General features: G+C 67.4%; 13 protein-coding genes and 2 tRNA genes. 7 read left to right on the forward strand and 8 right to left on the reverse strand.

Translation table 11 applies throughout. The annotated features are described in order from the left end of the window. Positions 1–112: 112 nt before the first annotated feature. Together ABIC28_RS04020 and ABIC28_RS04025 are read left to right on the forward strand one after the other, a co-directional pair. Positions 113–184, forward strand: a tRNA-Gln gene (locus ABIC28_RS04020). Between the two features lie 124 nt (positions 185–308). Then, a tRNA-Glu gene (locus ABIC28_RS04025) sits at positions 309–381 on the forward strand. Positions 382–503: 122 nt separating this feature from the next. Here the strand turns inward: ABIC28_RS04025 and ABIC28_RS04030 are convergent. From ABIC28_RS04030 to ABIC28_RS04040, 3 genes are all read right to left on the reverse strand, one after another. Continuing rightward, positions 504–686, reverse strand: a complete 183-nt coding sequence (locus ABIC28_RS04030) for a DUF5302 domain-containing protein (protein WP_077041171.1) — start codon at positions 684–686, stop codon at positions 504–506. Positions 687–769: 83 nt separating this feature from the next. Further along, complete coding sequence (locus tag ABIC28_RS04035) at positions 770–1,270, reverse strand: pyridoxamine 5'-phosphate oxidase family protein (protein ID WP_354577605.1); 501 nt, start codon at positions 1,268–1,270, stop codon at positions 770–772. A 103-nt stretch (positions 1,271–1,373) separates the two neighbouring features. After that, positions 1,374–2,093 (reverse strand): IclR family transcriptional regulator, encoded by a 720-nt coding sequence (locus ABIC28_RS04040; RefSeq protein ID WP_097213564.1) that lies wholly within the window; start codon positions 2,091–2,093, stop codon positions 1,374–1,376. A gap of 139 nt (positions 2,094–2,232) precedes the next feature. Between ABIC28_RS04040 and leuC the strand changes: the two genes are divergently transcribed. The 3 genes from leuC to ABIC28_RS04055 all read left to right on the forward strand — a co-directional run bounded on the left by leuC (position 2,233) and on the right by ABIC28_RS04055 (position 5,170). Further along, positions 2,233–3,657: a 3-isopropylmalate dehydratase large subunit gene (leuC, locus tag ABIC28_RS04045; RefSeq protein ID WP_179800677.1), complete on the forward strand. Its 1,425-nt coding sequence runs from the start codon at positions 2,233–2,235 to the stop codon at positions 3,655–3,657. A gap of 27 nt (positions 3,658–3,684) precedes the next feature. After that, positions 3,685–4,296: a 3-isopropylmalate dehydratase small subunit gene (gene leuD / locus ABIC28_RS04050; RefSeq protein WP_097213562.1), complete on the forward strand. Its 612-nt coding sequence runs from the start codon at positions 3,685–3,687 to the stop codon at positions 4,294–4,296. Between the two features lie 154 nt (positions 4,297–4,450). Continuing rightward, positions 4,451–5,170 carry an HU family DNA-binding protein gene (locus ABIC28_RS04055; RefSeq protein WP_354577609.1) on the forward strand — a complete coding sequence of 240 codons (720 nt, stop codon included), beginning with the start codon at positions 4,451–4,453 and terminating at the stop codon, positions 5,168–5,170. 84 nt (positions 5,171–5,254) lie between these two features. On the opposite strand, the gene ABIC28_RS04060 is transcribed toward ABIC28_RS04055, so the two are convergent. From ABIC28_RS04060 to cofC, 3 genes are all read right to left on the reverse strand, one after another. Continuing rightward, complete coding sequence (locus tag ABIC28_RS04060) at positions 5,255–6,181, reverse strand: NUDIX hydrolase (RefSeq protein WP_354577611.1); 927 nt, start codon at positions 6,179–6,181, stop codon at positions 5,255–5,257. 33 nt (positions 6,182–6,214) lie between these two features. Then, complete coding sequence (locus ABIC28_RS04065) at positions 6,215–8,350, reverse strand: RNA degradosome polyphosphate kinase (RefSeq protein ID WP_373560289.1); 2,136 nt, start codon at positions 8,348–8,350, stop codon at positions 6,215–6,217. A 128-nt stretch (positions 8,351–8,478) separates the two neighbouring features. Beyond that, a complete protein-coding gene (gene cofC, locus ABIC28_RS04070; RefSeq protein ID WP_354577613.1) occupies positions 8,479–9,186 on the reverse strand; it encodes a 2-phospho-L-lactate guanylyltransferase in 708 nt (235 codons plus the stop codon). Between the two features lie 109 nt (positions 9,187–9,295). Between cofC and ABIC28_RS04075 the strand changes: the two genes are divergently transcribed. Together ABIC28_RS04075 and ABIC28_RS04080 are read left to right on the forward strand one after the other, a co-directional pair. Then, positions 9,296–10,294, forward strand: coding sequence for an NAD(P)H-dependent glycerol-3-phosphate dehydrogenase (locus tag ABIC28_RS04075; protein WP_097213557.1), 999 nt, complete (start codon positions 9,296–9,298; stop codon positions 10,292–10,294). 82 nt (positions 10,295–10,376) lie between these two features. Beyond that, positions 10,377–11,483, forward strand: coding sequence for a D-alanine--D-alanine ligase family protein (locus ABIC28_RS04080; RefSeq protein ID WP_097213657.1), 1,107 nt, complete (start codon positions 10,377–10,379; stop codon positions 11,481–11,483). A 21-nt stretch (positions 11,484–11,504) separates the two neighbouring features. Here the strand turns inward: ABIC28_RS04080 and ABIC28_RS04085 are convergent, their stop codons facing one another. Together ABIC28_RS04085 and ABIC28_RS04090 are read right to left on the reverse strand one after the other, a co-directional pair. Further along, positions 11,505–12,128, reverse strand: coding sequence for a DUF3515 domain-containing protein (locus ABIC28_RS04085; RefSeq protein WP_097213556.1), 624 nt, complete (start codon positions 12,126–12,128; stop codon positions 11,505–11,507). After that, positions 12,107–12,334 (reverse strand): Lrp/AsnC ligand binding domain-containing protein, encoded by a 228-nt coding sequence (locus tag ABIC28_RS04090; protein WP_354577617.1) that lies wholly within the window; start codon positions 12,332–12,334, stop codon positions 12,107–12,109. Before ABIC28_RS04090 ends, ABIC28_RS04085 begins: the two co-directional genes overlap by 22 nt. Between the last annotated feature and the right edge of the window lie 12 nt (positions 12,335–12,346).

Consider the following 12,346-nt stretch of genomic DNA (forward strand, 5'->3'; position numbering starts at 1 on the left):
ATTTCAGGCCCCTGACCAGCCGATTTGGAGAATGGCCCTAGGGCTTTGCTATTGTTCTCCTCGTCCGAAACGGAGAGCACAGCCGCAAGGTTGAGCGAGCCGCCGAGGTCATTGGGGTATGGTGTAATTGGCAACACAGCGGTTTCTGGTACCGCCATTCTAGGTTCGAGTCCTGGTACCCCAGCGGAGAGTTCAGACGATTTTGACTCTGAACTCCGGCCAGCTAAGCTAGCCGAGCTTCCACTGATGCGGAACTTCTCTCCGGAAGAGTTCCACAGCAGCGCAACAAATCAGTACAGCGTGTTCTTGGCCCCGTCGTCTAGCGGCCTAGGACGCCGCCCTCTCAAGGCGGTAGCGCGGGTTCGAATCCCGTCGGGGCTACAAATGAAGAAGACCCTCTGGCACATGCCAGGGGGTCTTTTTCTTGTCTCCGGCAGATCGAACGGGCGGCGCTCGAAAAAAGGCGCCCACCCGAGTCGGGTGAGCGCCTTCGCTCGAAACGGCTAGCCGCTCTTGCGGCGGAATTCTCGTTTGTGATCGGCGGGGCCGTGCGTGTGATGAATCTTCGAATCGCCGGCCGTGGCGGCCGTCGGGTTCGCGTTCTTGTGATTCTTGCGCTCTAGTGCCTCGCGGAACTGCTGCTTGATCTGATCGTTCTCGTTCTGATCCTTCGCGGAGTCAGTCACGGTGCGCTCCTCCCATTCTGTTTGGTCGCACCGTGACGGTACCGCCGCCGCCGCGGGAAGTCCCGCAGATTTCTGCGGTGGCGCTACGACAGGAAAGCCGCAGTGGTGCCACCCACGGGCATCTGGGGCAATCCGAGCTTGCGGTGATCCCAGGACCGGATGCGATCGATCTTCACCCGCACGGCGACCCGCTTGTTGAGCATCATCTCGATCGCCGGGTCCACGTCGGTGGAGTACGGGCCCGTGTAGCGCTCCCAGATGCTGACGCCGACCTGCCAGAGGGCGTCTCGGTCGTCGACGATCTCGGCGGTGCCCTCGATGGAGATGCCGCGCAGGGTGTCGTAGGTGTTGCCGTCCTCGATCATCACGGTGATCCGGTTGTCCCGGCGGAGGTTGACGGCCTTCTGTGATTTCGACTTCGTCTCGAACCAGATCTCGCCGTCGATCACGGCGTACCACATGGCGATCAGGTGCGGCGCGCCCTTCGCGCCGACCGTGGCCATGGTGGCGATCCGGCTGCGTTCGATGAACCCGGCGATCTCGTCGTCGTTCATCGTGATCTGGCTACGTTGGTTGGTGCCCACTGCGCTGTCCTCCCATGGGGATTGGAACCTGTTCTCGCATGCACTGTGCCATGGGCCACACATGTGACTGTGGCCATATGGGCCACATCGGATGCGAAGGCGGCTACAGACGTTTGTGGAGTGCGTCCGCGGCGGCGAGGAGATCGGCGGCCCAGCGGGCGCCGGGGCGCCTGCCCATTCGGTCGATCGGGCCCGAGACCGAGATCGCCGCGACCACGACGCCCGCGCCATCACGCACCGGCGCCGCGACGCTCGCCACGCCGGGTTCGCGTTCGGCGGCGCTCTGTGCCCAGCCACGCTTGCGCACCTCGAGCAGTGCCCGTTCGCTGAAGAGCGCGTCGGCCAGCACCGCCCGCTGGGTCTGCGGATCCGCCCATGCCAGTAGCACCTTGGCTCCCGAGCCTGCGGTCATCGGCAGCCGTGCGCCGACCAGTACGGTGTCCCGGAGGCCGGTGGGCGGCTCCATGGAGGCCACGCACACCCGCTGGGTGCCCTCCCTGCGGTACAGCTGCACACTCTCTCCGGTGATCTCGCGCAGTCGCGGCAGGATCATGGCGGCCGCCTCGAGGAGGCTGTCGTGTGCGGTCGGGGCCAGCTCAGCAAGGCCGGGGCCAGGGCGCCAGAGTCCGTCGCCGTCGCGGGCGAGGAGTCGGTGCACCTCGAGGCCGACCGCCAGTCGATGAGCCGTCGCCCGGGGCAGACCCGTGCGGGCGCACAGCTCTCCGAGATTGCAGGGCTGCTCCGCAACGGCGTGGAGAACGGTCATCGCCTTGTCGAGCACCCCGATCCCGCTCGAGGCGGGGGAGCCGCTATGCTGTCTCATAGGGCGATACTACCGTCTCGCATTCTGAGATGGAAATTCGGACGGCTTCGATCGGGCGTGATCGGGGAGATGATGGAAGTGGCGCACTCCAGGCCGTCCGATGTCCGGGACGCACTAGTCACACTGAGAGGTGGAGAACATGGTCAGTAGAAAGCGCACCCTGGCAGAGAAGGTGTGGGACGAGCATGTCGTCGTCCAGGGCGAGGGGGAGGGCGCATCGCGTAACCCGGACCTCATCTACATCGATCTGCACCTCATTCACGAAGTGACCAGTCCTCAAGCCTTCGACGGCCTTCGGTTGGCGGGCAGGCCATTGCGCCGCCCCGATCTCACGATCGCCACAGAGGACCACAACGTCCCGACGATCGACATCGACAAGCCGATTGCGGACCCGGTCTCCCGTATCCAGGTCGAGACCCTTCGTCGCAACTGCGAGGAGTTCGGTGTCCGCCTGCATCCGATGGGCGACCTCGACCAGGGCATCGTGCACGTCGTCGGTCCGCAGCTGGGCCTGACCCAGCCCGGCATGACCGTGGTGTGCGGCGACAGCCACACCTCCACGCATGGCGCCTTCGGTGCTCTCGCAATGGGAATCGGTACCAGCGAGGTCGAGCACGTGATGGCGACCCAGACGCTGTCGCTGCGCCCGTTCAAGACGATGGCGATCAACGTCGACGGCGAACTCCAGCCCGGGGTGACGAGCAAGGACGTCGTGCTCGCCGTCATCGCGAAGATCGGCACTGGCGGCGGCCAGGGCTATGTCCTGGAGTACCGCGGATCGGCCATCCGTCAAATGTCGATGGAAGCCCGAATGACGGTCTGCAACATGTCGATCGAGGCCGGTGCCCGCGCGGGCATGATCGCGCCCGACGAGATCACCTACGAGTTCATCAAGGGACGGCCGCACGCGCCGCAGGGCGCGGACTGGGATGCCGCCGTCGCCGCGTGGGAGCAGCTGAAGACCGACGAGGGTGCGACTTTCGACCAAGAGGTCTACATCGACGCGAACTCGCTGACCCCGTTCGTCACCTGGGGGACCAACCCGGCCCAGGGTGCGCCGCTCGGCGACTCGGTGCCGGATCCCACCCAGATGGTCGACGAGAGCGAACGCCAGGCCGCCGAGAAGGCGTTGACCTACATGGGCCTGACGGCAGGCACTCCGCTGCGTGAGATCGCCGTGGACACGGTCTTCGTCGGTTCCTGCACCAATGGCCGGATCGAGGATCTGCGGGCCGTGGCGGGCGTGCTGAAGGGTCGCAAGGTGGCCGAGGGCGTGCGGATGCTGGTCGTCCCCGGCTCGATGAGGGTTCGCGCGCAGGCCGAGAAGGAGGGCCTCGGTGAGATCTTCACCGCAGCGGGTGCGGAATGGCGGCAGGCGGGGTGCTCGATGTGTCTCGGCATGAATCCCGATCAGCTGTCCTCGGGTGAGCGCTCGGCATCGACTTCCAACCGGAATTTCGAAGGTAGGCAGGGCAAGGGCGGGCGGACCCATCTCGTCTCCCCGCTGGTTGCGGCGGCGACGGCGGTGCGAGGCACGCTCTCGGCGCCCGTGGACCTGGACTGAAGACCACCGGAACGACAGGAGTATTTGATGGAAGCCTTTACGACACACAAGGGAATCGGCGTCCCCCTGCGGCGCTCCAATGTCGACACCGACCAGATCATTCCGGCGGTCTACCTAAAGTCGGTCTCTCGTAGCGGTTTCGAGGAGGGCCTCTTCGCGGGCTGGCGGGCCGACCCCGAGTTCATCCTGAACATTCCGCCGTACGACAAGGGCTCGGTTCTCGTCGCGGGTCCGGACTTCGGCACCGGCTCGTCCCGTGAGCACGCGGTGTGGGCGCTATCGGACTACGGATTTCGCGTAGTGATCGCCTCTCGCTTCGCGGACATCTTCCGCGGCAACTCCGGCAAGGCCGGTCTGCTGGCCGCTCAGGTCGACCAGTCGGACGTCGAACTGCTCTGGAAGTTGCTTGAAGAGCAGCCCGGTCTCGAAATTGTTGTGGATCTCACGGAGCGCACGGTGACCGCAGGAACGCTGGTGGTGCGCTTCAACATTGATGACTACACGCGGTGGCGTCTGCTCGAGGGTCTGGACGATATCGGATTGACATTGCGGCAGGTAGATGCGATTTCGGAGTTCGAAAAGTCAAGGCCGTCATGGAAACCTGCCACCCTCCCGGCACGGGTTGCCGAGGGAAACTAATACGACCGACTAACGGGATTCAGGCACGAAAGAGGGTGCCACGCCTCTGAGAGGTACATGAGAATTGGCGTGGCACATAGACTCTTGCCCTTTTCCGGATTACCGTGTTTGCTAGTCGGTCCGACAATGGGCCATCAGTTTGCGGAGGACTTCCATGAACAAAGCAGAGCTCATTGACATCTTGACCGAACGGTTGGACTCGGATCGCCGTACGGCAACCGATGCGGTCGAGCACATCGTCGACACCATCGTGCGCGCCGTGCACAGGGGCGAGAGCGTCACGATCACCGGCTTCGGCGTCTTCGAGCAGCGTCGCCGTGCGGCCCGCGTCGCGCGTAACCCGCGCACCGGCGAGACCGTCAAGGTCAAGCCGACCTCGGTGCCTGCGTTCCGTCCGGGCGCCCAGTTCAAGGCCGTGATCGCCGGTAGCCAGAAGCTTCCGGCCAGCGGACCCGCGGTCAAGCGTGGCTCGGCGGCCGCGGCACCTGCGAAGAAGGCAGCGGCGAAGAAGACCGCAGCGAAGAAGGTTGCGGCCAAGAAGGCGGCGCCCGCGAAGAAGGCTCCGGCCAAGAAGGTCGTGGCGAAGAAGGCGGCACCGGCCAAGAAGGCGGTCGTGGCGAAGAAGGCGGCGCCCGCGAAGAAGGCTCCGGCCAAGAAGGTCGTGGCGAAGAAGGCGGCACCGGCCAAGAAGGCGGTCGTGGCGAAGAAGGCGGCACCGGCCAAGAAGGCGGTCGTGGCGAAGAAGGCGGCGCCCGCGAAGAAGGCTCCGGCCAAGAAGGTCGTCGCGAAGAAGGCTCCGGCCAAGAAGGCTCCGGCCAAGAAGGCGCCGGCCAAGAAGGCGCCGGCCAAGAAGGCGCCCGCTCGCAAGAAGTAGGCACGACCGACTACTCGTGCCCCGCACGAGATCGAGGGCGGCGACGGGAAACCGTCGCCGCCCTCTGTCGGATCGGTGGCCGCCTCAGGCGTTCTCGGGCAGCGGGCTGTCGATGTGGCTGGCGTCCACCAGCTTGCCCCCGGAGAACGAGAGAACCCAGGTGCTGGCCTTCCGGTTGCGGGCAGGCGGCAGGGTGATCCCGTCCCGTTCCGCCCACCAGCTCAGCAGGTCGGGGATCACCCCGCTCTGACTGCAGATCACCTGGACGCCGCCGAGCGTGGCGATCTTCCGCACGCGGGACCGGGCCGCGGCCGGATCCTCCGCGTACGCCTCCTCCGAGAGCAGCGGTTCCGCCACGATCTCGGTGCCCAGCGCACGCGCCAGCGGTTCCACCGTCTGCTCGCAGCGGATGCGATCGGCTGAATGGACCGCCGTCGCACCGAAGGCGAGGAGCTGGGGCACCAGCGCCTCGGCCTGGACGCGCCCGAGCTGATCCAACGGTCGTAGCGTGTCGTCCGGAGAGTCCTTCCGTCGTCCGGCCTTGCCGTGCCGGACGACGAGCATGGTGGTGGTGTCGGCGGGAACACGGAGGAACCGGCGCATCACCTTGCCGTCCACCGAGTAGGAGAGTTCGCCTGCCACGTCCTCGGGTGCCACCCACCGGAGCTCGTCGACCTCGGAATTCGGTACGAACTCGCCACCGAGTGATTCGGCGGCCCAGTAGTCGACCCGCTTGCGCTTGCGGTGGCCGGGGATCTCGTAGGCGACTCGGGTCACGCGCCGGTCCAGGCGCACCCGTAGCCCGGTCTCCTCCTGCACCTCTCGCAGCGCCGCGACGATCGGCGTCTCCCCGGGGTCGAGCTTGCCCTTGGGGAAGGACCAGTCGTCGTACTTGGGCCGGTGGATCAGTGCGATCTCGATCTCGTAGGGATTGGTCGGTGACTTACGCCAGAGCACGGCACCTGCCGCGAAGATGTTGGCCTTGATGGGTCGATCCGACTTCGAGCTCACTGGCTGCCTTCCTGTGGTGGCCGGAAAACGTTCCTACGAGCCGATTGCACGGCGGCCGCGCATCAGCTCCTGCTGGTGCTCGCGGACGCTTTCACCCCTGGCGGGCGAGGCCGCCCAGTGCCCGTCGGACTGGAGCACCCAGCACCTGGTGGTCGGGTCGAGAGCGGAGTCGAAGATGTCGCCGAGCTGACGTGCCAGCCGCGGATCCTTCACCTGGGCCATCACCTCCACCCGCCGGTCGAGATTGCGGTGCATCATGTCGGCGCTGCCGATCCAGAATTCCTCCGCGCCGACGAAATGCAGGATGCGTGAATGCTCGAGGAACCGCCCGAGAATCGAACGGACCTCGATGTTCTCGCTCAGTCCCGGCACCCCTGGCTTGAGCGCACAGATACCGCGGACCACCACCTGCACCTGCACGCCTGCCTGCGAGGCGCGATAGAGCGCGTCGATCACCTGCTCGTCCACCAGGGCGTTGGCCTTGAGGCGGACTCCCGCGGACTTGCCCTCGAGTTGGCGCGCGACCTCCGCGTCGATCCGCTTGATGATGCCGTCGCGGACGCCGTAGGGAGCGACCAGTAGGTTCCGGTACTGCGCCTTACGCGAGTATCCGGTCAGCGAGTTGAACAGGTCTGTGAGGTCGGCACCGATTTCGGGTGCGGCGGTGAGCAGGCCCACGTCCTCGTACAGCCGGGCCGTCTTCGGGTTGTAGTTCCCGGTGCCGATGTGGCAGTACCGGCGGATCGCCGAGCCCTCCCGGCGTACGACAAGGCAAGTCTTGCAATGGGTCTTGAGCCCGACCAGCCCGTACACCACGTGCACGCCCGCCTGTTCGAGCTTGCGCGCCCACTTGATGTTCGCCTGCTCGTCGAACCGTGCCTTGATCTCGACGAGCGCCACCACCTGCTTGCCAGCCTCCGCGGCGTCGATCAGCGCGTTCACGATCGGGGAGTCGCCGGAGGTGCGGTACAGCGTCTGCTTGATCGCCAGCACATGCGGATCGGCCGCCGCCTGCTCGATGAACCGCTGCACGCTGGTGGAGAACGAGTCGTAGGGGTGATGCACCAGGACGTCGCCGTCGCGCAGCGTCGAGAACACGCTCTTCGGGGTCTCCCGCTCTCCGAATGCCGGATGGGTCGCGGGCACGAAGGGGGCGTCCTTGAGGTTGGCGCGGTCGACGCCGTAGACCTGCCACAGGCAGGACAGGTCGAGCAGGCCGGGGACCTGGATCACGTCGCCCGGATCCACGTCGAGCTCGCGCAGCAGCAGTTCGAGCATGTGCTCGGTCATGTCGTCCGCGACCTCGAGCCGCACCGGCGACCCGAACCGCCTGCGGGCCAGTTCGCGCTCGAGGGCCTGCAGCAGATCCTCGTCGCGATCCTCTTCGACCTCGAAGTCGGCGTTGCGGGTGATACGGAAGGCGTGGTGCTCGACGATCTCCATCCCGGGGAACAGCGCGTTCAGGTGCGCCGCGATGAGCGCCTCCATGGGCAGGAAGGCCGGGGTGGTCGCGGGGGAATCGGTGCGGTTGACGCGGACGAACCGGTCGACGTTGTCGGGCACCTTCACCCGCGCGAAGTGCTCGCCGCCCGTCGACGAATCCTTCACGGTCACCGCGAGGTTCAGGCTCAGGCCGCTGATGTAGGGGAACGGGTGGGCCGGATCGACCGCGAGGGGGGTCAGCACGGGGAACACCTGCTCGCGGAAGTGCGCGGACAGGCGCTCCTCCTCGTCGGCATCGAGGTCTGCCCAGCCGATGATGGAGATGCCCTCCTCGGCGAGCTGGGGCAGCACCTTGTCCAGGAAGGTCCTGGCGTGCTTCTCTGCGATCTCCTGGGTCCGCCTGCCGATCAGCGCCAACTGTTCGCGCGGGCTCAGGCCGTCGGCGGAACGGACCGAGAGTCCGGTCTCGTCCCGGCGCTTGAGGCCCGCGACCCGGACCATGTAGAACTCGTCGAGGTTCGAGGCGAAGATCGCGAGGAACTTGGCGCGCTCGAGCAGCGGAAGCGACGGATCCTCGGCGAGGCTGAGCACCCGGGAGTTGAAGTCGAGCCAGCTCAGCTCGCGGTTGAGGTAGCGCTCCTCCGGCAGGGGGATGACCGAACCGTCGACCACCACCGGGGTGGCGGCGGGCGGCGCGGTCGGGATCACCGGAAGGTGATTGACGATCGGTGCGCTCCAATCGCGCTCGCCGGTTCCCGACGCCGTGTGCTGCCCGGCGTCCTGTCCGCGTACCTCACCGTTACTCACGCGTAGATCATCCCCCAGATCGCGAGTGGGCGACAAACGATGCGCATTTATCTTCGGTGAATTCGCCGGGCGGTTCCCGCGACGCCAGGCCAGCCGATCCGGTCGAGCTCCGCGGCGGTCGCCCGGCCGGGCCCCAGCAGCACCGCGGCATCGAGGTCGGCCGCGGTGTCGACATCGAGTCGCAGCCCCGGCCAGTCGCCGGTCAGTTCCGCGGCCCCGGAAAGGCGGTGTCGCCGCGCCGAGTCCGGGCCGAACGCGGGGTCGAGGTCGGCCTCCGGATCCCCGACGATCAGCGCCGCGGTCCCGGTGCCGTGGTGATCGACCACGAAGGAGCGGGGTGCCCGTGCGCCAGCGGCCAGCGCCGCCGTCAGCTCGTCCGGGCGTAGGCAGGGGAGATCGCCCTGCAACGCCACGATGGGTCCGCGGCAGTGGGTCGATCGCACATGGGTGGCGGCGGCCCGCAGGACGGTGTTGAGGCGATCGCCGCCCTCGCCTGCCGGATCGGCATAGTGCCCGGCCCCGCACTCGCGCGCCACGAAGGCCACCGACGGGTCCGGGGTGATGACCGTGAGCTCGGCGATCCCCGACGCGTTCGCGGCCGCCGTCAAGGTGTCGCGCAGCATGGCCAGCACGAGCGCGGTCCGCTCCTGCGGCCCGAGGCGGGCGGCCAGCCTGCTCTTGGCCCGGCCGAGCTCCTTGACCGCGATCAACACGTGCGCCTGCCCCGCGGGCGGCGTGCGATGCGCTGGGTCCATACCGGCAATCCTGCCAGCACGCCGCAGCGGGCGAGCAGACCGCGGTGCCCCTGCGGCCGTCTACTCTTGGGTCCCGGTGGCAGCGGGTGGCGAGGGGAAGGGACATTCCATGAGCAAGGCAGCGGTACTGGGGGCGGGATCCTGGGGGACGGCGTTCGCGAAGGTGTTGGCCGATGCCGGCACCGATGTCACGATGTGGGCGCGGAGACCCGAAGTGGCCGAGTCGATCTCGGTCGATCACCAGAATCCGTTCTACCTCGAGGGGATCGCGTTGCCGCCCTCGCTGTCGGCGACCAGTGATCATCGCGTCGCGCTCGAGGGTGCCGATATCGTCGTCCTTGCCGTGCCCTCGCAGTCGCTGCGCGAGAACCTCGGTGCCTGGGCGCCGTCGATCGAGCCCGATTCGACGCTGTTGTCCCTGGCGAAGGGCATCGAGAGCGGGACACTGATGCGGATGAGCCAGGTCATCAGCCAGGTGGCGGGTGCGGATCCGTCGCGGGTGGCGGTGCTGTCGGGGCCCAACCTGGCCAGGGAGATCGCCGCGGGCCAGCCGGCAGCCACCGTGATCGCGTGCACCGATTCCGTTCGCGCGGTGGACCTTCAAAAGGCTTGCGCCACCGGGTATTTCCGTCCGTACACCAACTCCGACGTGATCGGCTGCGAGGTGGGAGGAGCGTGCAAGAACGTGATCGCCCTTGCCTGCGGAATGGCGTCGGGGATCGGCCTGGGGGAGAACACCAACGCCACCATCATCACCCGTGGGCTGGCCGAGATGATCAGACTCGGGGTGGCGCTCGGCGCGAACCCGGCGACGTTGGCCGGGCTGGCGGGCGTCGGCGACCTCGTCGCGACCTGCTCCTCGCCGCTCTCGCGAAACCGGACCTTCGGACACCATCTCGGTGCGGGCGGCTCCATGGAGAGCGCGCAACGGGCCACGAAGGGGCAGGTGGCCGAGGGCGTGAAGTCCTGCACCTCGGTGCGGGCGCTGGCGGCGAGTCACGACGTGGAGATGCCGCTCACCGACGCGGTTCATCGGGTCTGCCACGAGGGCATGTCGGTCCCGGATGCCGTCGGACTGCTCCTGGGGCGGCGCACCAAGCCCGAGTGAGCAGGCCCGAACGGTTCGCGCGGTCCCGATCAGCGGTGACCTGACGCGGCAGATCGGTTGGTCCAACGGTACGGTTCGGTACGTGAGTAATCCGCGTACGAGGGTGGCTGTGGTCTTCGGTGGCCGTAGCAGTGAGCACTCGGTCTCCTGTGTTTCCGCTGGTAGTGTGCTTCGCAACCTCGATCCCGAGCGTTACGAGGTGGTGCCGATCGGCATCACCCCCGACGGTGCCTGGGTGCTCGGTCCGACGGATCCCGACGCCCTCACCATCGCGGGCCGCTCACTGCCCACCGTCGACGCGGCGGGTACCGCACTGACCCTGACCGCCGACCCGACCCGTTCGGGCGCGCTTGTGTCGCTGAGCAACGACGAGGCGGGCGCGGTCCTCGCGTCGGTGGACGTGGTGTTCCCGGTCCTGCACGGCGCCTACGGAGAGGACGGCACCATCCAGGGCCTGCTCGAGCTCGCGGGCCTGCCGTACGTCGGTCCCGGTGTGCTGGCCAGCGCGGCGGGCATGGACAAGGAGTTCACCAAGAAGCTGCTCGCGGCCGATGGGCTGCCGATCGGTGAGCAGGTGGTGCTGCGCGCGGGCACCGCGACGGTGTCGCCCGCCGATCGCGAGCGGCTCGGCCTCCCGGTGTTCGTCAAGCCCGCCCGCGGTGGGTCCTCGATCGGTATCTCCCGGGTGTCATCATGGGATCAGCTCGACGCGGCGATCGAAATGGCCCGCAGACACGACCCGAAGGTCATCGTCGAGGCGGGCATCGTCGGCCGCGAGGTCGAGTGCGGTGTCCTCGAATTCCCGGATGGCTCAGTGAAATCCAGTGTCGTGGCGGAGATCCGGATGCCGGAGTTCGCTGGCGACGACGGCGCCTTCTACGACTTCGACACCAAGTACCTCGACGACATCTGCGAGTTCGATGTCCCTGCCAAGCTCGACGACGCGATCAGCGAGGAGATCCGGGCGATCGCCGTGCGGGCCTTCGCCGCGCTCGACTGCCAGGGGCTCGCCCGGGTCGACTTCTTCATCACCGAGAACGGCCCGGTGATCAACGAGATCAACACGATGCCCGGGTTCACCTCGATCTCGATGTACCCGCGGATGTGGGACGCGGCCGGGATCGACTACCGGACCCTGGTGTCCACCCTGGTCGAGACGGCGCTGGCCCGGGGGACCGGCCTGCGCTGACGCAGGCCGGCAGGCCCGGGGTCATGGGGTCGGAATGGGCGCCGGGTCCAGCGGCCGCTGCTCCAGAGTGCTGGTGATTGCGGCCGAGGCGTCCTGCAGTGGGGTCGGACCCGATCCGTGCGGCACGGTCAGTGCGACGTAGACGCCTCGATCGACCGCGAACCAGGTGCTGGCGTCCAGTCCTTCTTCGCCGGGAACCTCGAACCACTGCACCGCGTCGACCACCGTCAACGGCGATGCCGCGTTGAACTCGAGCGGACGGTCCACCCCACAGCGAAGCACGACCTCCTTGGCGTCGTCCGCCTGCCAGGCGGCCGCTCCAACGGGGGCCGGATCCATCAGTTCGGCTCTCTCGAAATCGCCGAGGTTCTCGGGCAATGCCGCGATCAGGGCGGCGCACTCGGGGGACTCGGCGGCGGGGGCGGGCACCGTGCCGAGCGCGACCGGCTCCTGGATGGGGTCGCGTCCGGCGATCACGGCGGCGACGAGCACGCCGACCACAAGGGCGACCGGGAGGGCGACCGCGACGGCGATCAGCGCCGGGCTGCGCCGTGCGGTGGGATGGGGTTCTGTGGGTTCGGGAGCGTCAGCGGAATCGGGGAGATCGGGGTCGTTCACGGTTACTAGTGTGCCGCAACCTGACATGTCAGGGTCCGGGTGATTCCCTGGACGCGTTGAATCCGCTGCACCACGCCTGGTAGCTCGGTCGTATCCGCGGCCTCGACCCGGGCCACCACGTCGTAGGGGCCGAGGACGTCCTCCGCGCTGAGAACGCCAGGTAGCTGGCTGATCACCTCGGAGACGAGCAGGGCCTTGCCGACCTCGGTCTGGATCAGAACGAAAGCTTGCATCGCTGACGCCCC

This window comes from Rhodococcus sp. PvR044 (assembly GCF_040548995.1).
Classification (GTDB): domain Bacteria; phylum Actinomycetota; class Actinomycetes; order Mycobacteriales; family Mycobacteriaceae; genus Rhodococcus_G; species Rhodococcus_G oryzae.